The organism is Pseudomonas sp. LTGT-11-2Z (assembly GCF_003691445.1).
In the GTDB taxonomy this organism is placed as follows: domain Bacteria; phylum Pseudomonadota; class Gammaproteobacteria; order Pseudomonadales; family Pseudomonadaceae; genus Aquipseudomonas; species Aquipseudomonas monteilii.
Map to the genome: position 1 here is coordinate 6048182 of NZ_CP033104.1, position 25095 is coordinate 6073276.

8 protein-coding genes, 1 rRNA gene and 1 pseudogene are annotated in these 25095 nt (G+C 60.5%); 6 read left to right on the top strand and 4 right to left on the bottom strand.

Features of this window, described 5'->3' with window-relative positions:
* Positions 1-146: 146 nt before the first annotated feature.
* Positions 147-12456, bottom strand: a pseudogene (locus tag D8767_RS29820) (retention module-containing protein); the annotation flags it as partial.
* Positions 12457-13420: 964 nt separating this feature from the next.
* Here D8767_RS29820 and D8767_RS28545 point away from each other — a divergent pair.
* Both D8767_RS28545 and D8767_RS28550 read left to right on the top strand, forming a co-directional pair.
* Positions 13421-15577: a type I secretion system permease/ATPase gene (locus tag D8767_RS28545; protein WP_016714386.1), complete on the top strand. Its 2157-nt coding sequence runs from the start codon at positions 13421-13423 to the stop codon at positions 15575-15577.
* Between the two features lie 7 nt (positions 15578-15584).
* Positions 15585-16943: an HlyD family type I secretion periplasmic adaptor subunit gene (locus D8767_RS28550; RefSeq protein ID WP_174442283.1), complete on the top strand. Its 1359-nt coding sequence runs from the start codon at positions 15585-15587 to the stop codon at positions 16941-16943.
* Positions 16944-17008: 65 nt separating this feature from the next.
* Here the strand turns inward: D8767_RS28550 and lapD are convergent, their stop codons facing one another.
* Together lapD and lapG are read right to left on the bottom strand one after the other, a co-directional pair.
* Entirely contained in the window at positions 17009-18955 is a 1947-nt protein-coding gene (gene lapD / locus D8767_RS28555; RefSeq protein ID WP_016714384.1) for a cyclic di-GMP receptor LapD, read from the bottom strand.
* Between the two features lie 10 nt (positions 18956-18965).
* Positions 18966-19652, bottom strand: coding sequence for a cysteine protease LapG (gene lapG, locus D8767_RS28560; RefSeq protein ID WP_371059104.1), 687 nt, complete (start codon positions 19650-19652; stop codon positions 18966-18968).
* A gap of 280 nt (positions 19653-19932) precedes the next feature.
* Here lapG and D8767_RS28565 point away from each other — a divergent pair, with 280 nt between their 5' ends.
* From D8767_RS28565 to D8767_RS28580, 4 genes are all read left to right on the top strand, one after another.
* Entirely contained in the window at positions 19933-20622 is a 690-nt protein-coding gene (locus tag D8767_RS28565) for a GntR family transcriptional regulator (protein WP_016714382.1), read from the top strand.
* 111 nt (positions 20623-20733) lie between these two features.
* Positions 20734-21237, top strand: a complete 504-nt coding sequence (locus D8767_RS28570; RefSeq protein WP_016714381.1) for a sigma-70 family RNA polymerase sigma factor — start codon at positions 20734-20736, stop codon at positions 21235-21237.
* 4 nt (positions 21238-21241) lie between these two features.
* Positions 21242-22198, top strand: a complete 957-nt coding sequence (locus tag D8767_RS28575) for a FecR domain-containing protein (protein WP_016714380.1) — start codon at positions 21242-21244, stop codon at positions 22196-22198.
* A 114-nt stretch (positions 22199-22312) separates the two neighbouring features.
* Positions 22313-24778, top strand: coding sequence for a TonB-dependent siderophore receptor (locus D8767_RS28580; protein ID WP_050545244.1), 2466 nt, complete (start codon positions 22313-22315; stop codon positions 24776-24778).
* A 65-nt stretch (positions 24779-24843) separates the two neighbouring features.
* Here D8767_RS28580 and rrf read toward each other — a convergent pair.
* A 5S ribosomal RNA gene (rrf, locus tag D8767_RS28585) occupies positions 24844-24959 on the bottom strand.
* Positions 24960-25095 lie beyond the last annotated feature (136 nt).

Here is a 25095-nt window from a genome sequence, read left to right on the forward strand (position 1 = left end):
CGGTGTCCCTCGTCACGTTGGTTCCTTGTTGGTAGACAGCAGCATAGGCAAAGATCGCCAGGCACGCAGGCCCGGCGCAAGAGTATGCGCTGTTGGCAGATGGCAGGAAAGAGCCGGGGCCGCTAAGCGGCCCCGGTGGTCTATCAGCTGTCTTTGTTGTGGATGATGATGGTTGGGTCGGCACCGCTGATCAACGAGTTGATCGTGGTGTTGGACCAGTTCACCCCTTCCAGCTTGATGGTCACGTCAGCGTTGGCGATACCACCTTCGGCGTTCAGCTTGCCTTCGCTGCTGACTTGCAGCGTCGTCGTGCCTTCCACCGTGGTGAGCTTCAGGTAGTTGTCGATGGTGCTGCCCTTCTCGCCCTGGAGCAGGTCCTTCAGGTCGATACGGTCGCCCTCGGCCACCTTGAAGTCCTTGATGACGTCGTTACCGATGTCGCCCGCCTTCCACACGAAGGTATCGGCACCGCTGCCACCGATCAGGATATCGTTGCCCTGGCCACCGATCAGGGTGTCATTGCCGGTGCCGCCCAGCAGGATGTCATTACCTTTGCCGCCATCGAGCGTGTCGTTACCACCCTGACCGAAGAGGATATCGTTGCCATTGCCGCCCGACAGGATGTCGTTGCCGTCTTTGGCACCGGAGATATCGAACTCGGTGTAGTGCTCGGTGATGTACTGGTGGACATTGCTGGTGGTAACGGAGCTGACCTCGACACCGCTCTTCTGCGCGACGTAAGTCTGCATGGCCTGGTAACCCTCGCTGACAACACCGTTGAGGGTGATCAAGTCGCCGAAGATGATGTCATTGCCGTTGCCGCCATCAATGGTGTCGGCACCTGGCACCGTTGCTTCGGTGTGACCGAGAATCGCCTTCGCCAGGTCGGACGGGTCGATGTTGGTCTGCGGCTTGCCGGCGCTGTCGTATGGCTTCAAGTCGTTCAGCGTGACATCGCTGTTCAGGCCGATAGCCTGGACTTTGCTCAAGCCGCTGGTGCCACCCAGCACAGCGAAACTCGCGGTGGAGCCTGCCGCCGAGTCCACATAGTTCCAGTACTCTGCGTAGCCAGTACCGCCCAGGTTGGAGAACTCGTAGGTGCCATCGCCCTGTGCATGCAGGGTGCCGACCGTCTTGGTGGAGTCAAGCACCAGCGTACCCCAGCGGTTCTCGGAGTATGTCAGCACCTTGACTACGCCACTGCTGCTGATCTCGACCTTGTGCGTCGCGTCGGCCCAGGCACTGAAGGTATCGCCCATCTTGTAGTTGTTGACGTTGACCACATCGTCCAGGTTCTTGCCATTCTTCCACAGGCTAGGGTTGGTGTTCTCCCCGCTCTGGTAATACGTCGGATTACCATCGGTAATGAAGTAGGTCAGGTTCTCTGCACCTTTATTGCTGGTGGCCATGGTGCTGTTGAAGAAGTTGGACGTGGTTTTGAACGCGTCTTCATAGTTGGTACCGCCACCGTTGTAGCCACCCACCATCGAGTTCAGTACCGCCTGCAGCTTGCTCAGGGCATCCGGGTCGGCAAGGTTCACCGCCACGTTCTTGTTCACCTGAGTGTCGAAGTCGACCAGGAAGATGTTCACGGTACCCGAGGTGTCGGAACCCAGGCTGGCCTTGAGCGAATTGAACACCGAAGCCAGCTGCGTCTTCGCGTCGGCAATCGACTTGTCGCTCATACTGCCCGAGCTGTCGACCATGAAGGCGATGTTGTAGTTCTTGCCCTGAACCACGTTCAGGCCCGCCACGTCAGCGACGACGATGTCGTTACCTTCGCTGCCGGTCATCGTGTCGTTACCCGAGGTACCCACGCTGGCCTTGTAGGTTGCGGCATACACCGTCACCGGAATATTGCCGGTAGTGGTGGCCGAGCCGCCCAGGCTTTCGGTGGCAGTCGAGGTGACCGTGATGTCGAACGAGCCTTTGTAGTAGGCCGGCGGAGTCAGTGTCAGGCTGCTGAGTTTCCAGCCCGTCACATCAACCGGGCTACTGCCTACCGTTACGGTATGGCCAGCACCATCGCTCAGCACGGTCCCTTTCGGAATGCCGCTGAGGGTTACGTTCAAGGTTTCCGAGCCGTCGGTATCGGTCAGGGCGGTGGAGATACCGACCAGTTTCACCGAGCCACCTTCCGGCCCTTCGTTGAGCTTGTAGCCGTCGTAGTAGCTCTGACCATTCACGGTGTGCAGATCGGATACGCCAAGGCCAGCATTGGCCATCTCGGTCACGTTCTGGTACATCTTGATGTTCGAGCTGCTCAGGTCGGTGACAGTACCCGAGCCTACCTGGATGTTCAGGTCATAGCTGCCTGGACCGGACTGGTTGGCATGGTAGACCTCGATCGGGTAGTAACCGCTGGTGGTCGGGGTAAAGGTGCCCGAAATCTTGCCACCAGCACCCCAGGTAGCCGTGACCACAGTGTTGCCACCGATCGTGAGCACGAAGCTGTCGTCAGCGGTACCGCTGAAGGTATAGGTCTTGCCTGCCTCCAGGTAGATCAGGCCCGAGGTCTTCGAACCGGTGCCAGCGGTGACGCTGCCATCGGACTGCACGTTGGTAATGGTGCTGCTGGAGTTGGCACTGCCAGAGTTGGCAAAGACCGTCTTCAGGTCGTCACCGGTAATGCCATTACCACCAGTACCCAGGTTTTTCAGGGTGTTCCAGACTTCCTTGGTCAGGCCTTTGGAGTCGATGTCAGCGCTGCCGAAGCTCAGGGTCGGTTTGTCGGCAACCGGGCTGATGTCGACCTTCATGGTCACTTCGCTACCCAGGTTGGTGCCGTCGTTCGGTTTGAACTTGAACTGCGCGTAGTCGGCCTGCTGGTTGCCTACGCCGTTGCCACCATAGTTGTCCGCGCCCGACTGGTTGAGAGCCGGCACAAACTTCAGGTTATTGGCAGTGATGTCGGCCTGGCTGATCACCTGGTTGACCGTCACGTTCACCCATGCCGTACCGTTGAAGAACTGCAGGGTGCCGGCGGCCGGGAGCGAGGTAATGGTTACGGACAAGCCAGTGTTGCCATCGGCATCGGTGGTTTTGAAATCACTCCATGCAAACACGTAGTCAGTGTCTTCCACACCAAACACCGCGCCACCGGGCGAAACCGGCAGGTGGTCGTTGTCGAGGATGGCAGTGGTCACGCTCGACTTGGTGCTGTCAACCTGCAGGTTCTCGAAGGTACCACCGGTGGCGGTCTCGATCTTCACGGTGAAGTTCTCGGTACCTTCGACCAGCTTGTCGTCGATGGTAGCGATGTTGAACGTCGTGCCTGTGCTGTTGGCCGGGATCTTCACGGTGGTGACACCAGAGAAGTCCTCACCGTTCTTGGCGGTGCCGCTGTAGCTGAGCGTGATGGTGACTTCGGACTTGGACGCATTGCTCAGGGTCAGCGTGTACTGGCCAGTTTCGCCTTCAGTCAGCGAAGTGGTACCGGTGATGCCGACCGTAGTGACGTCGCCCTGGTTGCCCGTACCCGGTGTGCCCGAACCTGGTTCGTCGGTCACGGTGGTGGTGACCGGCGCCTTGTCCAGAGTCAGCTGTTCGAACTTGCCGACGTCCGTGCCGCTGACCGAAGCGATCGACTTCACAACCGGGTCGTTGGCACCCACGTACGGGTTGTCCGGCGCGGTGACGGTGGTAGTGCCCACGGTGCCGTTGGCCGGCACGGTGATGGTGGTCTTGCCATCGTTCAGCGTGAAGGTCAGGGCCGAGTGGTTGTTGATCGGCAGGCCGTCCTTGTTGGTCAGGGTCACGGTGTAAGTGATCACGCCGCCTTCAGTGACCGACGGGGTAGCAGTCAGTTTCGCGATGACTTCGTCGGTGGTGTCGGTGACGGTGACTTTCGCCGCATCGCCCAGCTGCAGGTTCTCGAACGGACGGTTGCCGATGTCGGCAGCCGACTTGATGCCCAGGCTGATTTCACCGCCGTCTTTGTAGACGTCGTCGCCCTGCGCAGCGTGCTCGTATGGCGCGCTGGTCTGGCCAGCCTTGATGGTGACCTGGGCATTGTTGCTCAGGGTCACGACCAGGTCGTTGGCCAGCGCCGTGTTGATGTGCACGGTGAAGGTCGGCTTCACGTTCTCGGCGACCGAGGTCTGGTCGGCCGTGATAGTGACCAGCACCAGGTCGCCCTGGTTACCGGTGCCTGGAGTGCCCGAACCTGGCTCGTCGGTGACGGCGGTGCTGACCGGGGTCTTGTCGAGGATCAGTTGCTCGAACTTGCCGACATCAGCACCCGTGACCGACTGGATAGCCTTCACTACCGGAGCGTTGGTGCCGGTGTAGACGTTGTCCGGAGCAGTGACCGTAGCGGTGCCGGTTGTACCGTTAGCCGGGATGGTGATGGTGGTTTTGCCATCGTCCAGGGTAAAGGTCAGCGCACCGTGCTTGTCGATTGGCAGGCCGTCTTTGTTGGTCAGGGTCACGGTGTAGGTGATCACGCCGCCTTCGGTAACCGAAGGGGTCGCGGTCAGCTTGGCCACGACTTCGTCGGTGGTGTCGGTGACATCCACTTTCGCAGCGCCGCCCAGCTCCAGGTTCTCGAAGGTACGGCCGTCAACGTCCACAGCGGACTTGATGCCCACGCTGATCTGGCCAGCGTCGTTGTAAACGTCATCGCCCTGTGCAGCGTGCTCGTACGGGGCGCTGGTGTCGCCGGCCTTGATGGTGACCTGAGCGTTGTTGCTCAGGGTCACGACCAGGTCGTGGTCCAGCGGCTGGTTGATGTGCACTGTGAAGGTCGGTTTGACGTTCTCGGCCACCGAAGGCTGGTCGGCGGTGATGGTGACCTTGACCAGATCGCCTTCGTTGCCAGTGCCCGGGGTGCCCGAGCCTGGTTCGTCGGTGACGGTGGTGGTCACCGGCACCTTGTCCAGGGTCAGTTGCTCGAACTTGCCGACGTCGGTGCCGCTGACCGAGGCGATCGATTTCACGATCGAGTCGTTGGTACCGGTGTAGACGTTGTCCGGCGCAGTCACGGTGGTGGTGCCCACGGTGCCGTTGGCCGGCACGGTGATGACGGTTTTGCCGTCGCTCAGCGTGAAGGTCAGGGCGCCGTGGTTGTTGATCGGCAGGCCGTCTTTGTTGGTCAGCGTGATGGTGTAGGTGATCTCGCCGCCTTCGGTGACCGAAGGGGTCGCGGTCAGCTTGGCCACCACTTCATCAGTGGTGTCAGTGACTTGGACGGTAGCCGCACCGCCCAGTTGCAGGTTCTCGAAGGTCGCACCGGTGGCGTCCACCGCCGAATTGATACCCAGGCTGATTTCGCCCGAGTCTTTATAGACGTCATCGCCCTGCGCATCGTGGGTGTACGGCGCGCTGGTGTCGCCGGCCTTGATGGTGACCTGCGCGTTGTTGCTCAGGGTCACGACCAGGTCGTGGTCCAGCGGCTGGTTGATGTGTACGGTGAAGGTTGGTTTGACGTTCTCGGCCACCGAAGGCTGGTCGGCGGTGATAGTGACCAGCACCAGATCGCCTTCGTTGCCCGGAGTACCTGGCTCGTCGGTAACGGTGGTGCTGACCGGCGTCTTATCCAGGGTCAGTTGCTCGAACTTGCCGACATCAGCGCCGTCCACCGAAGCGATCGACTTGATCACTGGATCGTTGGCACCGGCGTAGACGTTGTCCGGCGCAGTGACGGTGATCGAACCGGTAGTGCCATTGGCCGGCACGGTGATGACGGTTTTACCGTCGCTCAGCGTGAAGGTCAGTGCCGAGTGGTTGTTGATCGGCAGGCCGTCTTTGTTGGTCAGCGTGATGGTGTAGGTGATCTCGCCGCCTTCGGTGACCGAAGGGGTCGCGGTCAGCTTGGCCACCACCTCATCGGTGGTGTCGGTGACCTGAACGGAGGCGTTGCCGCCCAGTTGCAGGTTCTCGAAGGTCGCACCGGTGGCGTCCACCGCCGAATTGATACCCAGGCTGATGCTGCCGGCGTCGTTGTAGACGTCATCGCCCTGCGCATCGTGGGTGTACGGCGCGCTGGTGTCGCCGGCCTTGATGGTGACCTGCGCGTTGTTGCTCAGGGTCACGACCAAATCGTGGTCCAGCGGCTGGTTGATGTGCACGGTGAAGGTCGGTTTGACGTTCTCGGCCACCGAAGGCTGGTCGGCGGTGATGGTGACCTTGACCAGATCGCCTTCGTTGTTACCGCCTGGGTTGCCTGGAGTACCTGGCTCGTCGGTGACGGTGGTGCTGACCGGCGTCTTGTCCAGGGTCAGCTTCTCGAACTTACCGACGTCAGCGCCTGCAACGGTCGCGATGGAGTTAACCACCGCTGGGTTGGTGCCGACGTAGACGTTGTCCGGGGCAGTCACAGTGATCGAACCAGTAGTGCCATTGGCCGGTACGGTGATGACGGTCTTGCCGTCGCTCAGCGTGAAGGTCAGGGCCGAGTGGTTGTTGATCGGCAGACCATCTTTGTTGGTCAGCGTGATGGTGTAGGTGATCTCGCCGCCTTCGGTGACCGAAGGGGTGGCGGTCAGCTTGGCCACGACTTCGTCGGTGGTGTCGGTGACATCCACTTTCGCAGCGCCGCCCAGCTCCAGGTTCTCGAAGGTACGGCCGTCAACGTCCACAGCGGACTTGATGCCCACGCTGATCTGGCCAGCGTCGTTGTAAACGTCATCGCCCTGTGCAGCGTGCTCGTACGGGGCGCTGGTGTCGCCGGCCTTGATGGTGACCTGAGCGTTGTTGCTCAGGGTCACGACCAGGTCGTGGTCCAGCGGCTGGTTGATGTGCACTGTGAAGGTTGGTTTGACGTTCTCGGCCACCGAAGGCTGGTCGGCGGTGATGGTGACCTTGACCAGATCGCCTTCGTTGTTACCGCCTGGGTTGCCTGGAGTACCTGGCTCGTCGGTGACGGTAGTGCTGACCGGCGTCTTGTCCAGGGTCAGCTTCTCGAACTTGCCAACGTCAGCGCCTGCAACGGTCGCGATGGAGTTAACCACCGCTGGGTTGGTGCCGACGTAGACGTTGTCCGGGGCAGTCACGGTGATCGAACCAGTAGTGCCATTGGCCGGCACGGTGATGACGGTTTTGCCGTCGCTCAGCGTGAAGGTCAGGGCGCCGTGGTTGTTGATCGGCAGGCCGTCTTTGTTGGTCAGCGTGATGGTGTAAGTGATCTCGCCGCCTTCGGTAACCGAAGGGGTCGCGGTCAGCTTGGCCACGACTTCGTCGGTGGTGTCGGTGACATCCACTTTCGCAGCGCCGCCCAGCTCCAGGTTCTCGAAGGTACGGCCGTCAACGTCCACAGCGGACTTGATGCCTTCGCAGCGCCGCCCAGCTCCAGGTTCTCGAAGGTACGGCCGTCAACGTCCACAGCGGACTTGATGCCAACGCTGATTTCACCGGCGTCTTTGTAGACGTCATCGCCCTGTGCCGCGTGCTCGTATGGCGCGCTGGTCTGGCCGGCCTTGATGGTGACCTGAGCGTTGTTGCTCAGAGTCACGACCAGGTCGTGGGCCAGTGCAGTGTTGATGTGTACGGTGAACGTCGGTTTGACGTTCTCGGCCACCGAAGTCTGGTCGGCGGTGATGGTGACCTTGACGATGTCGCCTTCGTTGCCCGGGGTACCTGGCTCGTCGGTAACCTCGGTGCTGACCGGCGTCTTGTCCAGGTTCAGGTTTTCGAACTTCCACGCATCCGCGCCGCTGACGGCGTCGATGGCATTGACCACCGGCTCGTTAGCACCGACATAGACGTTATCCGGCGCGGTTGCAGTGGCCGAGCCGGTGGTGCTGTTCGCGGGCACGATGACCGTGGTGCCATCGGTCAGTTTGAAGTACAGCTCTGCGTGGTTGTTGATCGGCAGGCCGTCTTTGTTGGTCAGCGTGATCGTGTAGGTAATCTCACCGCCTTCGGTGACCGACTGGCTTGCGGTCAATTTGGCCACAACTTCGTCGACGGTGTCGGTCACTTGAACGGTAGCCGCACCGCCCAACTCAAGGTTCTCGAAGGTAGCACCGGTGGCGTCCACAGCCGTCTTGATGCCGAGGCTGATTTCACCGCTGTCCAGATAGACGTCGTCACCCTGTGCTGCGTGCTCGTACGGCGCACTGGTCTCGCCGGCCTTGATGGTGACCTGCGCGTTGTTGCTCAGGGTCACGACCAGGTCGTGGGCCAGTGCAGTGTTGATGTGTACGGTGAACGTCGGTTTGACGTTCTCGGCTACCGAAGTCTGGTCGGCAGTGATGGTGACCTTGACCAAGTCGCCTTCGTTGCCCGGGGTACCTGGCTCGTCGGTAACGGTGGTGCTGACCGGAGTCTTATCCAGGGTCAGTTGCTCGAACTTGCCGACATCAGCGCCAGCAACGGTTGCGATCGACTGCACCACAGGCGGATTGCTGCCGGTGTAGACATTGTCCGGCGCGGTGACGGTGATCGAACCGGTAGTGCCGTTGGCCGGCACGGTGATGACGGTTTTACCGTCGCTCAGCGTGAAGGTCAGTGCCGAGTGGTTATTGATCGGCAGACCATCTTTGTTGGTCAGCGTGATGGTGTAGGTGATCTCGCCGCCTTCGGTGACCGAAGGGGTCGCGGTCAGCTTGGCCACCACTTCATCAGTGGTGTCAGTGACTTGGACGGTAGCCGCACCGCCCAGTTGCAGGTTCTCGAAGGTCGCACCGGTGGCGTCCACCGCCGAATTGATACCCAGGCTGATGCTGCCGGCGTCGTTGTAGACGTCATCGCCCTGCGCATCGTGGGTGTACGGCGCGCTGGTTTCGCCGGCCTTGATGGTGACTTGAGCGTTGTTGCTCAGGGTCACGACCAAGTCGTGGTCCAGCGGCTGGTTGATGTGCACGGTGAACGTCGGTTTGACGTTCTCGGCCACCGAGGTCTGGTCGGCCGTGATGGTGACCTTGACCAGGTCGCCTTCGTTGCCCGGAGTACCTGGCTCGTCGGTAACGGTGGTGCTGACCGGAGTCTTATCCAGGGTCAGTTGCTCGAACTTGCCGACATCAGCGCCAGCAACGGTTGCGATCGACTGCACCACAGGCGGATTACTGCCGGTGTAGACGTTGTCCGGTGCAGTCACGGTGATCGAACCGGTAGTGCCGTTGGCCGGTACGGTGATGACGGTTTTACCGTCGCTCAGCGTGAAGGTCAGAGCGCCATGGTTGTTGATCGGCAGACCATCTTTGTTGGTCAGGGTGACGGTGTAGGTGATCTCGCCGCCTTCGGTGACCGAAGGAGTCGCGGTCAGCTTGGCCACCACCTCATCGGTGGTGTCGGTGACCTGAACGGAGGCGTTGCCGCCCAGTTGCAGGTTCTCGAAGGTCGCACCGGTGGCGTCCACCGCCGAATTGATACCCAGGCTGATTTCGCCCGAGTCTTTATAGACGTCATCGCCCTGCGCATCGTGGGTGTACGGCGCGCTGGTTTCGCCGGCCTTGATGGTGACTTGAGCGTTGTTGCTCAGGGTCACGACCAAGTCGTGGTCCAGCGGCTGGTTGATGTGCACGGTGAACGTCGGTTTGACGTTCTCGGCCACCGAGGTCTGGTCGGCCGTGATGGTGACCTTGACCAGGTCGCCTTCGTTGCCCGGAGTACCTGGCTCGTCGGTAACGGTGGTGCTGACCGGAGTCTTATCCAGGGTCAGTTGCTCGAACTTGCCGACATCAGCGCCAGCAACGGTTGCGATCGACTGCACCACAGGCGGATTACTGCCGGTGTAGACGTTGTCCGGTGCAGTCACGGTGATCGAACCGGTAGTGCCGTTGGCCGGTACGGTGATGACGGTTTTACCGTCGCTCAGCGTGAAGGTCAGAGCGCCATGGTTGTTGATCGGCAGACCATCTTTGTTGGTCAGGGTGATGGTGTAGGTGATCTCGCCGCCTTCGGTGACCGAAGGGGTCGCGGTCAGCTTGGCCACCACTTCACTGATGGTATCCGAAATTTCAACAGTAGCCGGACCGCCCAAAGCCAGATTCTCGAAGGTGGCACCCGCAACTGTTGCGCCGGTGACGCCGAGGGTAATGGAGCCTGCGTCGTTGTAGACGTCATCACCCTGGACCGGGGTCTTGTACTCGACTTCGGTTTTACCCGCTTCGATGGTCACGATGTCGCCGTTCGACAGTGTTACGGTCAACGGACGGTCCAGCGCCTGGCTTACTTTTACAGTGAAGGAAGGCTGCTGGTCTTCGGTCACATTGCCATTGCTGACGATGCTAACGGTGACGGTATCGATGCTGTCATTGATGACAGTCGAAGCTGGAGTCGGATTCGGCGTCAGTTGTTCGAAGTTGCCGCCAGTGGCGTTTTCGATGGTGACGCTGACGGTCGAGCCGTTGTTGTAAACGTCGTTCGCAGGCGTCTGGAAATCAACGCTGCCCTGGGTCTTGCCGGCCTCAACGGTGATGGTCTGGCCGTTGGACAGGGTCACGGTTACCGGCGTCTGAGCAGGGTTGCTCAGGGTCACGGTGTAGGTGATCACGCCGCCTTCGGTCACCGACGGGCTCGCAGTCAGGGTCGCGGTGGTGGTGTCGACCGAATCGTTGATCGTGGTCTGAGCCGGGGTCGGGTTCGGGGTCAACTGCTCGAAGTTGCCACCAGTGGCGTTCTCGATGGTGACGCTGACAGTCGAACCGTTGTTGTAGACGTCGTTCGCCGGGGTCTGGAAATCAACGCTGCCCTGGGTCTTGCCGGCCTCAACGGTAATGGTCTGGCCGTTGGACAGGGTCACGGTTACCGGCGTCTGAGCAGGGTTGCTCAGGGTCACGGTGTAGGTGATCACGCCGCCTTCGGTCACCGACGGGCTCGCAGTCAGGGTCGCGGTGGTGGTGTCGACCGAATCGTTGATCGTGGTCTGAGCCGGGGTCGGGTTCGGGGTCAGTTGCTCGAAGTTGCCGCCAGTGGCGTTTTCGATGGTGACGCTGACGGTCGAGCCGTTGTTGTAAACGTCGTTCGCAGGCGTCTGGAAATCAACGCTGCCCTGGGTCTTGCCGGCCTCAACGGTAATGGTCTGGCCGTTGGACAGGGTCACGGTCACCGGGGTCTGGGCAGGGTTACTCAGGGTCACGGTATAGGTGATCACGCCGCCTTCGGTGACCGACGGGCTCGCAGTCAGGGTCGCGGTGGTGGTGTCGACCGAGTCATTGATCGTGGTCTGAGCCGGGGTCGGGTTCGGCGTCAGCTGCTCGAAGTTGCCGCCAGTGGCGTTTTCGATGGTAACGCTGACGGTCGAACCGTTGTTGTAGACGTCGTTCGCCGGGGTCTGGAAATCAACGCTGCCCTGGGTCTTACCGGCTTCAACGGTAATGGTCTGGCCGTTGGACAGGGTCACGGTCACCGGAGTCTGGGCAGGGTTGCTCAGGGTCACGGTATAGGTGATCACGCCGCCTTCGGTGACCGACGGGCTCGCAGTCAGGGTCGCGGTGGTGGTGTCGACCGAGTCATTGATCGTGGTCTGACAGTCGAACCGTTGTTGTAGACGTCGTTCGCCGGGGTCTGGAAATCAACGCTGCCCTGGGTCTTGCCGGCCTCGATGGTAATGACCTGCCCATTGGACAGGGTCACGGTTACCGGCGTCTGAGCAGGGTTGCTCAGGGTCACGGTGTAAGTGATGACGCCGCCTTCAGTAACGCTTGGCGAAGCAGTCAGTGTCGCAGTGGTCGTATCGATGGTATCGGTCACTTGGGTAACCGCCGGCGTTTGCGGCAATGTCACCGTCAAACCGCTGCCACCGGTGGCACCGGTCACAGTCGCCGAGATCTGCCCACCGTCGATATACGGTGTATCGTTCGCCGGGACCACGACATTGACACTACCGCTGGTCTGCCCGGCCGGAATGACGATCACGGCGCCATTGGATAGGGTAATGACCAGGTTGGTAGTCGGTGCCTGTCCAACCGTGGCGGTATAAACGATTACGCCACCCGCTTCGCTGATGGAAGGAGTGGCGCCAAGGATCAGGTCGGTAGCAACGTTGGTGTCCGTCGTCGGCGTGGTCACCAGGTTGTTGTTGGTGTCACCCAGCAGGCCGACTTCTTCACTGTCCAGCGTGGCTGCAAAGCCCAGCCCTTCAGTGGGGAATCCAACGGTGGGGTCAACCCGGCCCGCCGTTTCTTCGAGCATCACGAAGCTGTGACCACCCCCCAGCGCGCCACCACCGCCTGCGGCCGACGGACCGGCTGCGGTAGCTTCAAGCTCGGTAGTCGGGTCGACACCCGCAGCGATCGCCTGCTGCAGCTCTTCCACCGACGGCGCGGCCTGTGCGGTCGCCTGGCTCAGGTCGGTGCTGCTGTCGGGCGTATCGGCGCTCCACTGGCTGTCACGGCCCAGGTCAAGCAGACGGCCATCGGCCAGCTCCAGAGTCACCGCACCGCCCGGGCCAGTGAGCACTTCCTCACCTGCCAACAGGCGGTCCCCCTCGATGAGCACACGACGAATGCCCTCTGGGGATACCGCAATAACCTGGCCGACAATGCTTTTGACGATGGCTACAACGCTGCTCATTGGACTCTCCGTGTGACCCGATGGGTACTTCCCTGCCAGAGCGGCACTGCAAGCCACTTCAGGCGGAACTTATGTCGATGATCTCTTGACGCTTTCTTGCGTCAACATTCCGTCTATAACTTTTTGAAACCGCAACACTGCCAAAGTATTGACCTTATACAGGCCATCCTAAACAATCGGCAATGTAATGTCACATTGATATTTGTACCTTAGCCAACCGTTTGCCGAGGACCAATGTCGTACATCATCAAAAATGCGCTGGCCGTTAAGTTCAGGAGCCTTTTCCACATACGGGCAGATGTCATTACACACTTTAGAAGCACCGTCCATCGGCTACCGTCAAGGTCGTTGGCGTCAACATTCTGGTCACTTCCGCTGCCCTAGGCCCGTGCGCGTTTACAAGCACAAACCTTGCCTGAAGTCACCCGGAAAAGGGTCTGAAACCCAGGCAGAATCAGGGCCGCACTCATGCCATTGCAAACCAAAGCCTGCTATTGATTGCGGCCACCAACAAACGATTTACCGCAGATCAAACAGATAGCGAACCCGCACGCGAATACTGGGCATGGGAATGATGGCAAACCATCGGTGATTACAGAACTACGGTTCAATGTGCAAAGGCTCTTCGCGCGATGAATTTTAATGATCTGCCCGCTTTAAAACGTCAACAAATCAGCGCCTGTTTACTGACAAGCCCGCGAGCCGATCATTCACCCAAACGGCGTTGCCTGGATGGCAGGCTATGCTGCACATGAAACGGATCCCCAACAGGATCAGAAATGAAACAGTCACCGCATGGCTGCGTCTATGCCGTAGCAATAACAACGTAGAATTGTTTACTCAGTGTCGATTCAAGGCGACCATTGGCAGCTGCTTTGCAGCACAATTGAACGTCAGGGTGAGCCGATAGACCTGAACGGCGGCACACCCACCCCACCCACCACAAGGATGAAGAGAGCGCCGCGTGGAATCTGAAGTCAGTCGAGTCCAACTCAGCCACGATCCACGCAGTCAGCATGACGATCCCTTGCTGGATAGTCTGCTGAGCCTGTGTGTCCTGCACCAGAAACCCGCCAGCCGGGTCATGCTGACCACGGGCCTGCCGCTGCCCGCCCAGCGCCTGAGCCCCGAGCTGCTGCCGCGCGCCGCCGCCCGGGCGGGCCTGCAAGGGCGCCTGCTGCAACGCAAGCTGGAGCAGATCCCGAGCATCGCCATGCCGGCCATGTTGCTGCTCAAGGAAGGCCGCAGCGCCGTCCTGCTGGGCTGGGAAAATGAAGATACCGCACGCCTGCTGCTCAGCGAGAGCGACGGTGGCGAGGTGCATGTCAGCCGCGAAGCCCTGCAAAGCGACTACAGCGGCCGGGTGTTCTTTGCCCAGCCGCAACACAAGTTCGACGTCAACCACGGCAACCTGATCCCACGGGCGAAGTCGTGGTTCCGCGACACGCTGCTGCGCAGCAAATGGCTTTATATCGATGCCATTGCCGCCAGCCTGGTGATCAACCTGATTGCCTTGGCCGCGCCGTTGTTCGTGATGAACGTGTATGACCGCGTGGTACCTAACCAGGCTACGTCGACACTTTGGGTGCTGGCCGTCGGCATCGCCGGCGCCTACATTTTCGATCTGATCCTCAAAGGTCTGCGCGGCCTGTGCCTGGACCTTGCTGGCAAGAAAACCGACCTGATCATTTCAGCAACGCTGTTCGAACGCATCGTCGGCATGTCGATGAAGTACCGGCCGGCACGGGTGGGCAGCTTTGCCCAGAACATTCACGAGTTCCAGGGCCTGCGCGACTTCCTCGCGTCGCTGACGCTTACCAGCCTGATCGACCTGCCTTTCACCATCCTGATCCTGGTCGTCATCGCCATCATTGGCGGGCACCTTGTATGGATCCCGGTCATCGCCTTCCCACTGGCCTTGGGCATCGGCTACGCCCTGCAGCGGCCCCTGATGGCGACCATGGAACGGACGATGGCTCTGGCCTCGGAGCGCCAATCCAGCCTGATCGAGACCCTGGCCGGCCTGGACGCGGTGAAGGTCAACAACGCCGAAAGCGAACGCCAGTACATGTGGGAGCAGACCCTCGGTACGCTCAGCCGCCTGGAGCTGAGGGTGAAGGTGCTGTCTAGCCTGGCGATGAACATCACCCTGCTGATCCAGCAACTGGCGGGCGTGGCGATGATCTGCGTCGGCGTGTACCTGATCATCGATGGCAACCTGAGCATGGGTGGCCTGGTGGCCTGCTACATGCTCAGCGGCCGCGCGCTCGGCCCACTGGGCCAGCTGAACGGCCTGCTCGCCCGCTACCAGCAGGCCAAGGTGACCATGGTTTCCACCGACCACATGATGGAGCTACCGCAAGAGCGTAACTTCGAAGAGCGCCCGCTGAGTCGTAAGGTGCTGCAGGGTAGCGTCGAGTTCCGCGGGGTCGATTTCACCTATCCCAACCAGCAGAACCTGGCCCTGAAGAATATCAACCTGACCATCCGCCCCGGCGAGAAGGTCGGCATCATTGGCCGCAGCGGCTCGGGCAAGAGCTCGCTGGCCAAGCTCATCGTTGGCCTGTACGAGGCCAATGGCGGCTCGCTGCTGGTCGATGGTGTAGACATTCGCCAGATCGACGTCAGCGAACTGCGCCACAACATCGGCTATGTACCGCAGGACATCCAGCTGCTGGCTGGCACGCTGCGCGACAACCTGGTCAGCGGTGCCCGCTACATCGAGGACGAGCTTATCCTGCAAGCTGCCGAGCTGGCAGGCGTGCATGAATTCGCCCGCCTGCACCCGGACGGCTACGAGCTGCAAGTGGGGGAGCGCGGGCAGAACCTGTCCGGTGGCCAGCGGCAGAACGTTGCCCTGGGGCGTGCGCTGCTGCTCAACCCGCAGCTCCTGCTGCTGGATGAGCCGACCAGCGCCATGGACAACACGGGCGAAGAACGCCTCAAACAGCGCCTGCAAGCCGTGGTGGAGGGCAAGACGGTGCTGTTGGTCACGCACCGCGCCTCGCTGCTGTCGCTGGTGGACCGACTGATCGTGATCGATCGCGGACAGATAGTCGCCGACGGCCCGAAAGCCGCGGTCATGGATGCGCTGAAGAAGGGGCAGATCAGTGTTGCATAAGCTGGATATGGGGCAATTCAAGGATGGCCTGAGGCGCTATTTCAAGGGCTCCGACTCACTGGGCGGCCAGCCGCTGCCAGAGGTAAACAAAGCCCTGATCGAGGATGCGCCAAGGGTGGTAAGGCTGACCATCTGGGGCGTGATCCTGTTCTTCGTGTTCATGATCGTATGGGCCAGCGTTGCGCCCATCGATGAGGTCACGCGGGGCGAAGGCAAGGCTATCCCGTCTTCCAAAGTGCAGAAGATCCAGAACCTGGAAGGCGGCATCGTCGCCGAGATCTTCGCCAAGGAAGGGCAGATCGTAGAGGTGGGCCAGCCACTACTGCGCCTGGACGAAACCCGTTTCGCTTCAAACGTGGGTGAAACCGAGGCAGATCGCCTGGCCATGGCCCTGCGGGTCGAACGACTGAGTGCGGAAGTTCAGGACAGCCCGCTCAAGATCGACGAAGAACTGCGCAAAGCCGCACCCAGCCAGGCAGCCAGTGAAGAGTCGCTGTACCAGAGCCGGCGCCAGCAACTGCAGGACGAAATTGGCGGCCTGCAGCAGCAACTGGTCCAGCGCCAGCAGGAACTGCGTGAGTACAGCTCCAAACGCGCCCAGTACGCCAACAGCCTTGAGCTGCTGCGCAAGGAAATCGGCATGTCCGAACCGCTGGTGGCGACCGGTGCGATTTCCCAGGTAGAAGTGCTGCGCCTGCGCCGTGCAGAAGTTGAAAACCGCGGCCAGCTTGACTCCACCGCACTGGCCATCCCGCGTGCCGAGGCCGCCATCCGCGAGGTGCAGAGCAAGATCGAAGAAACCCGTGGCAAGTTCCGCAGCGAAGCATTGACCCAGCTGAACGAGGCACGCACCGAGCTGAACAAGGCGACCGCCACCAGTAAAGCACTGGACGACCGGGTACACCGCACCATGGTCACTTCACCGGTGCGCGGTATCGTCAAGCAGCTGTTGGTGAACACCATTGGCGGAGTCATCCAGCCAGGCAGCGATATCATCGAGATCGTGCCACTGGACGACACGCTGGTCATCGAAGCGAAAATCCTGCCCAAGGACATCGCCTTCCTGCACCCTGGCCAGGAAGCGACGGTGAAGTTCACGGCCTATGACTACACCATCTACGGTGGGCTCAAGGCCAAGCTGGAACAGATCGGTGCGGACACCATCACCGATGAAGACAAGAAGACCACGTATTACCTGATCAAGCTGCGCACCGATCGCAGCCACCTGGGGACTGACGAAAAACCGCTGCTGATCATTCCGGGGATGGTGGCTACGGTGGATATCATGACCGGCAAGAAAACCATCATGAGCTACCTGCTCAAGCCGATCATGAAGGCGCGTTCGGAAGCGCTGCGCGAGCGGTGATAGCAAGTCTGCGCGGCTCATTGTAGGAGCGGCCTTGTGCCGCTCCTACAGGGGATCGGGTTCAGTTAACGCCAGGGCGCAGGTTCGCCAACCAGCTGCCCCTGAATCCCGCCTACACCCATATCCTTCAACACCCGCCGCTCCCCTTCCGTCTCGACCCGCTCGGCAATCAAAGGCAGGTCGATGCTGTGTGCCGCGCGCTGGATCGCTTCGATGAACAGACGCTTGTGCTGCTCTTGGTCGATGTTGCGGATATAGCTGCCATCGATTTTCAGGTACGCCAGGCCCAGGTGCGCCAGGTTGCCGATCATGCTGAAGCGGCCACCGAAACGCTGCAGCGCCAGACCAAAGCCAAGCGCGTGCAGGCGCCGGGTCAGGTGTTCCAGGGCCGCCTGTTCAGGCAACTGCTCCTCACCAATTTCAAACACCAGCCGAGGCCCCATGGCCGTATTCTGGCCCAGCAGCTCGAAGACGCGCTGCAGGGCCTTGGGGTCGGCCAGCGTGGCGGCAGACAGGTTCAGCGCCAGCACCTGGTCATGCCCACGCAAGTGCGCCAGCACTTTCTCCAGCACCAGCACATCCAGCCGAGGCATCCAGCCAAAGCGTTCCAGCCAGGGCAGGAAGCGGCCCGCGGGCAACGCCTCGCCCTGGCCATCCTTCAAGCGCGAAATCACTTTGTGGTGCAGCACCCGTTGTGGCGTGCCGGAGTCCACCACGGGCTGGAAGAACAGTTCGAAATGCCCGTTGATAAAGGCTTGGTCAAGCCGCTCATGCCAGTCGTGCTGGCTGTCCGCCGCAACAGCAGCCACGCCTTGTTCAAGGCACACCCAGCCTGGCGTCGGCTGGTTTTCGGCACGGGCCAGGGCTTCGTCGGCAAGCTTGAGCAATGCCTGTGGTGCATCACCGGGGCTGAACGGCGCAAGGCCGATGCAGGCAACCGGGTCGATATCACTGGCGCCGGTCTCGTGCAGGCTCTGCAGCGTCGCTTCCAGCGCCTGGGCAAGGTGTACCGCTTCCTCATGCACCATGCCCGGCGCCAGCACGGCAAACTCGCCGCCACGGCTGCGGGAAATCAGGTCGTTGGTTTCCGGGAAACTGGCACAGGTACGGCGCAACTGCTCACCCACAGCTTGCAGCAACTGGTCGGTGCGCTGGCCACCCAGGCGGGCGTTCAAACCCGCCAGGCCTTGAACGCGCAGCAACAGCAGGTAGCCCGCGCGCGCTTCTTCCAGGTTGCTCACCCGGGTGTTCAACTGCATCTCGAAATAGCGGCGGTTGGACAGGCCAGTCAAACTGTCCTGGTACGACTCGGCACGCAGCCGCTCGCTGCGCTCGGCCTGCTCGGTGAAAAGGGCCTTGAGCTTCTCGACCATCTGGTTCATTGCCTGCACCACGCGGCGCAACTCCGGTGTACGCGGCAACTCGGGCAGGCTTAGGAATTCGCGACGGGCAATGGCGTGGGATTGCTCGACCATGTAGTCCAGCGGCCGCAACTGGCGGCGCAGCAGCAAGGCACCGAGCACGGCACTGGCGGCACCGCACAGCAGCAGCCAGCCCAGGCTGCCCAAGGCGCTTTGCCAGAGCTTGGCAATGGCGAACATCGGGTGGCTGATCACTTCAACGCGCGCGGCCTGCTGCCAGCCACGGCTGACGATGGCGTCGCCGCCGGCAGCCTCCAGGCCGATAAGCTGCACGAACCAGCGGGGTACACCGCCAGGGTCCGGCTCGGCGTGGCGCTCCACCAGCACGGCATTGGAACCCAGGTCGACGACCTTGATGCTGGAGTAGTAACCACTGTCGAAGATCGAACTGACCATCAGCTCGACCATCGCCGGGTCGTCGATATTAGGCGTCAGTGACAGCGCCAACGCGGTCGCGGCATCCTGGGCATGCGAGCGCAGCTGGTTGACGTACTGGCTGCGCGAGCTTTCCAGGCTGACCATGAAACTGCCACTGAAGGCGACCACCAGGAACAGGCAAATGGCCAACAGCAATTGTTTGAACAGTGACATCTGTGCTCCTTCAGTAAACAGGCTCGGCCGGGAACCCTTCGGCCTGCATTTTTTTCAGCAAATCCTGCCAGCGTGACAGCCGCTTGGTATCGCCGACCTTCTTGTTGCCCGCGGCCCCCGTCAGCCACAACCCCTCGCCATTGAAGGCGTATACCGGCAACAGGTCGGTACGCTGGCTGGCCGGTTTGATGGCGTCCATCAGGCTATCGAGCACCAAAGGCTGCGCCTGTGGGCTTGAATAATAGGTCAGCACCATATGTGCCCGGTTCTGCCGCAACGCCTTTACGTAGGTGATGCGCAGTTTTTCGCTGGGGATACCCATGCGCCGCAGGCTGAAATACTTGGCGATGGCGTAGTCTTCGCAGTCCCCGGCGCCCTTGATCAAGGCCTGCACCGGTGTGGCCCAGTAATCGACCTCATGCCAGAGGTCGATGTCTTCGACATAGCGCAATTGCTGGTTGAAGAAGCGGTTGACCACTTGCAGCCGCTCAAGCTCATTCCCCTGCTTCTGGGTAGCCATCAGGTTCTGCCAGGCATCGATGCGCCCCTTCCCGGCCCCCAAGGGGCCATACAGGGCCTGCGACTTGCGGCTGATCTGGGAAAAATCCCAATCCGCGTGCAAGCCGCCCAGCAGCAGACTGCCCAGCAGCGCGGCAAAGCCGACACGTCGCACAACGGTTTTGAGCACCCAGGATATCGCCACTGCGAAGCCCTGTTCAGATCAGTCGAAAGCAGCGATGGTGGGGCTTGCCACAGCAAAAGACAATGGCACGCTGCAATCATGCACCCGTTTGTCAGCCCGCCTACACTTTCTGTTTATAACCTTCTATAGGCCGCTTCCTTTGGCAGGCGACTTCATCCACCATAGCCGCGCTTTTGGGGCGCCCGTTCCATTACGGGTACAGGTTTGACAATTCCCATGGGCTGTAACTAGTGTCATTGGATCCAACTTTAGTTATCGTTGAGGCAGACGTCGCGTGGCCGAGAAAATCAAATTGAGCAATGTGCTGGCCAGCGAGCAGCTGTTGCCGCACCAGGCCCGTGGCGTGATCGAAGAACGCCTGCGTAGCGCCATTCTCGATGGCCGCTTGCCCCCAGGTACTGCCGTGCGCCAGCAAGAACTCGCCACCTTGTTCGGCGTCAGCCGCATGCCCGTGCGCGAGGCCCTGCGCCAGCTGGAAGCACAATCGCTGCTGAAAGTGGAAATGCACAAAGGTGCGGTGGTTGCGCCGTTGATCGGCGAGGATGCGGTGGACACCTATGCCCTTCGTGTACTGCTTGAGAGCGAGGCGCTGCGCCAGTCCATCCCGCTGCTGGATGCCAGCGACATCGCCAGCGCCCGTGGGTATATCCAACTGCTGGAAAACGAAACCCGCCATGCCGAAATCGGCCGCCTGAACCGCCTGTTCCACATGTCGCTGTACAGCAAGGCGCCAAATAAAAAACTGCTGCGCCTGATCGAGAACGAACTGAACGAAGAAGAACGCTTCCTGCGTTTTCATCTTTCCTCCATGGGCTTGGGCAAACTCACCCAGGATGATCACAACGCACTGGTGGATGCGGCCAGTGACAAGCTGGTCGATGAGGCGGTAACAGTGCTGGAACAGCACCTCAATAGTGGCGCGCGGGTAATCCGTAATTACCTGGATACACAGTTGGGGCGTTAATCCGTCGCCGGCTTTAGGGGCGACGCGAGCTGATGGGTTGCAAATTAATCCTGCCCCGCCAACAATGAGACTAATTATCATTCATGTCCATTGATGCCGGCGCCCTCCTCCATGCCCAGCAACGACTGCGTGCAAACGCTCTATAGTGACCACCACGGTTGGTTGCACAACTGGTTGCGCGGCAAGCTCGGCAACGCCGCCGATGCCGCAGACCTGGCCCATGACACCTTCATACGCCTGCTGCAGCGCCGTGAGCAGTTGCAGCTGAATGCTCCCCGGGCCTTCTTGCGCACAGTCGCGCGTGGGCTGGTAATCGATCACTGGCGCCGCGAGGAGCTGCACAGGGCCTACCTGGAGGCGCTGGCCCATGTACCGGAAGCGCAGGCCCCCTCTGCAGAAACCCGCGAGCTGCTGCTGGAGTTGCTTGAGCGCATTGCACGCATGCTCGACGGCCTCAAACCCAAGGTACGACGCGCATTCCTGCTGGCCCAATGCGAGGGGCTGAAGCACCAGGCCATCGCCGAACAGATGGGAATCTCCGTCCGCACGGTAGAACGCTACATTGCCGATGCGCTCTACCACTGCTACGTGCTGCGCTACGAAGACGAGTGCTGAAGCGATGGCCGCCGCACGCCCTGATGCAAAAGTGGTCAAGCAGGCCATCCAGTGGATGCTGCGGCTTCGTGAAAGCGGGCATGACCCGGCTCTACAATTGGAATGCGCACAATGGCGCAATGCTCGGCTCGAACACGAGCGAGCCTGGCAACGGCTTACACACCTGCATCAAGACCTCGACTTACGTGCCATACCCGGTGCCGGGCTGGCGTTGCAAACCCTGGAAACCAGCCAGCAACGCCTGCACAGGCGGCAGGCGCTGAAGCTGCTTGGCGGCGTTGTCATGGTGGGGTCGGCAACATGGTTGGCCAAAGACATTGATGCCGTCAGTGCATGGGCCTCGGACTATGCCACCGGGACGGGCGAACGACGCGCGTTCACGCTGCCCGATGGCTCATTGATGCAACTCAATACCCACAGTGCAGTGGACCTGGCCTTCAGTGACCAACAGCGTCTGGTCCGCCTGAAGCACGGGGAGCTGATGATCACCTGCGGCCCTCGGCATTCCTTGCTGGTACAAACACGTGACGCGCTGCTGGAAGGCTTCGAAGGGCGCTTTGTGGCCTACCAGGACGGCGACTGTACGCGCGTCAGCGTCAGCCACGGCAAAGTCGCGATTCATCGATCTGGCAATGGCCAGCTGCTGTGGATCGAAAGCGGAGAGAACTGGCGCCTGGATGCTCAAGGCGCGCACCGGCTCGCACACATGGACATGGATTCGATGGCATGGGCCGAAGGGCTGATCGTGACCCAGGACATGCGCTTGGCCGACTTCCTCGCGCAGGTCCGCCGTTATCGTCATGGTTATCTGGGCTGCAGCGACGAGGTTACCGATCTGCGCTTGTCGGGAGTGTTCCGTCTCGAAGACCCGGAGCAACTGCTGCAGTTGCTGCCGCAGACGCTGCCCGTAAAGCTTCGTCAACGTACACGCTGGTGGGTACGTGTAGAGCGCTTGGCCTGATAAGGCCTTATCGATTTCTGGCGGTTTTTTAATCCCGGTCCGGCTAGGACAGTAAGCGACCCCTTCTGCCCTCAACCCTTCAACGGACCCTTCATGTCTATCAACCCGGTGTTAATGCACACGTTCCAACCAAGCGATCTTCGACCTGCCCTGCAATCGGTACGCTTACGCCAAGCCATCCGGGCTGCCCTGTTTGGAACCGCCTTGGGCCTGGCATCCGCTTCGCAGCTTTCCGTAGCAGCTGAAACGGCCCAAATGAGTCATCACTACGCAATCCCGGCCGGCCAGCTCACTGAGGTGCTCAATCAGTTCGCTCGCCAGGCCGGCATTACCCTGTCGAGTACGCCTGAGCTTACCGATGGCCTGCAGTCCAACGGCCTACAGGGGCAGTACGCTAACGATCAGGCCATGCGCCAGCTGCTCAATGGCAGCGGTCTGGAGGCCGTCAGCCAGGACGGACGTAGCTATGTGCTGCAGGCACAACGCCAGGACGCCGCACTGTCATTGCCCGACACTGATATCCGTAGCTTCACCCTCGGCAATGCACTGGGCAGCATGGAGGGCTACAACGCCACCCACAGCCAGGTGGCGACCAAGACCAGCATGCCGTTGGTCGAGACCTCCCAATCGGTGTCTGTGGTTACCCGCCAGCAGATGGACGATCAGGGCTCACAGACCGTTGCCCAGGCCATGCGCTACACGCCTGGAGTACTGACTAACCCTTACGGTGCGACCCACCGCTACGACTATGTGGCCATGCGCGGCTTCAACGACGGCTCTGTGGATAACATCTATGTCGACGGGCTCAAGTCCATGGGCGACAACGGCACCTACAGCACCATGCAGGTGGACCCGTACTTCCTTGAGCGCATCGACATTCTCAAAGGGCCGTCTTCGGTACTGTACGGGCGAAGCTCACCGGGTGGCCTGGTAGCCCTGACCACCAAGAAGCCACTGTTTACCCCCTACCATCAGGTTCAGGCCACGGTTGGTACCCAGGGCCAGCGCGGGACGGGTTTTGATTTCAGCGGCCCAGTGGACGATGACAAGCGTATCGCTTATCGACTGACAGGCCTGGCGGATGCTTCCGACACACAGTTCGACCACAGCAAGGAAGAACGCTACGCCATTGCACCGTCGATCAGCATCGACTTCACCGAAGACACGTCGCTCACACTGCAAGCGTATCTGCAGCATGACCCTAACGGTGGTTACCACGGCGGCAACCCTGCAGATGGCATGCTGCACAAGCGCAACGGCTTGCGCCTGTCGGATCACTTCTTCGAGGGTGAGCCGGGCATCGACAACTACGAGCGCACACAGCAGTCCTTCAGCTACCAGTTCGAGCATCGTTTCAACGATGTGTTCACCGCACGGCAGAACTTCCGTTACCAGGATTCCGACGTATCCATGGACCAGGTGTATTCGGCCGGTTGGGCAGACGCCGACAGCAACATGCTCAACCGTGCTTACACCGGCGGCGACGAGCGCCTGCATTCGTACATCATCGACAACATGCTGCAGGCGGAATTCTTCACGGGTGCTGCCAAACACACCCTGCTGTTGGGCACCGACTACCAGCGGCGCAAGGCTGACGTCACTTGGCGTTATGGCACGGTCGACCCGTTGGATGCCGGGAACCCGCAGTATGGCAATGGCAACCTTCAGGTACTGGGCGAGAACCGCTACCTGCGGCGTTTGCAGCAAACTGGCGTGTACCTGCAGGACTTGGTAGAGCTGGACCAGTGGCGCTTTTCTTTGGGACTGCGCCAGGACTGGGTGAAGGTGTCTGAAGAGAATCGCGACAGCGATACCAAGGTCAGCGATCAGCGCTCCAAAATGACTACCCGGGCCGGGGTGCTCTACCTGTTCGAGAACGGCATTGCACCCTATGTCAGCTACTCGGAGTCGTTCAACCCTAACACCGTGTCCGACCAGGAAGGCCGTCCGCTGGCACCGACGGAGGGGACGCAATGGGAGGCTGGCATCAAGTACCAGCCACCAGGCAGCGACAACTTGTTTACCGCATCGGTATTCCGTATCGAGCAAGAGAACCTGGCGTCCAAGCAGCCTGACGAAGACTTCTATCGCCCTGTAGGTAAAGTACGTTCCCAGGGGCTAGAGCTGGAGGCGCATGTGCAACTGACCGACAGCTTGAAACTGTTGGGTGGCTATACCTTTACCGACATCGAGTACGCCAAGGCGATGCCGAGCCTGGTGTCGGGCAACTTGGACAACAAAGGCAATTCGCCAACCCAGGCGCCGAAGCAGATGTTCTCGCTGTGGGCCGACTACAACATCCACCAGGGGCCCCTGGATGGCCTGCGGTTGGGCGGTGGCGTGCGGTATGTGGGGTACAGCTGGGTGGATGCGGAAAACAGCATGAAGGTGCCTTCCTACAGCTTGTTCGACGCCTCGATCGGCTATGACCTGGGCAAGGTGGGGCTCAAAGGTGTGGATGTGCGCCTTAACGCCAACAACCTTACCAACGAAAGCTACATCACTTCCTGTGCCAGCCTGAACTACTGCTACATGGGTGAAGAACGCAACGTCAGCGCCACGGTCAGCTATCAGTTCTAACGGTATTGGTACCCGGAAAAGACAAAGCCCCTGTCTGCAGTGCAGACAGGGGCTTTGGGTTTGAATCTTGACGATGACCTACTCTCACATGGGGAAACCCCACACTACCATCGGCGATGCATCGTTTCACTGCTGAGTTCGGGATGGGATCAGGTGGTTCCAATGCTCTATGGTCGTCAAGAAATTCTGTGTGCTGGCCCGTCACTCGGACGTGCCTGCGAATCTCTGTAGTTCCTACTTAAAGACAAAACCCCTACCTGCATGCGCAGATAGGGGTTTTGCGAAATGAATCTTGACGATGACCTACTCTCACATGG

Coding starts and splice junctions, on each gene's coding strand:
- D8767_RS28580 (WP_050545244.1), top strand. CDS start 22,313: ATGCACACGTTCCAACCAAGCGATCTTCGACCTGCCCTGCAATCGGTA.
- D8767_RS28570 (WP_016714381.1), top strand. CDS start 20,734: ATGCCCAGCAACGACTGCGTGCAAACGCTCTATAGTGACCACCACGGT.
- lapD (WP_016714384.1), bottom strand. CDS start 18,955: ATGTCACTGTTCAAACAATTGCTGTTGGCCATTTGCCTGTTCCTGGTG.
- D8767_RS28550 (WP_174442283.1), top strand. CDS start 15,585: ATGGGGCAATTCAAGGATGGCCTGAGGCGCTATTTCAAGGGCTCCGAC.
- D8767_RS28575 (WP_016714380.1), top strand. CDS start 21,242: ATGGCCGCCGCACGCCCTGATGCAAAAGTGGTCAAGCAGGCCATCCAG.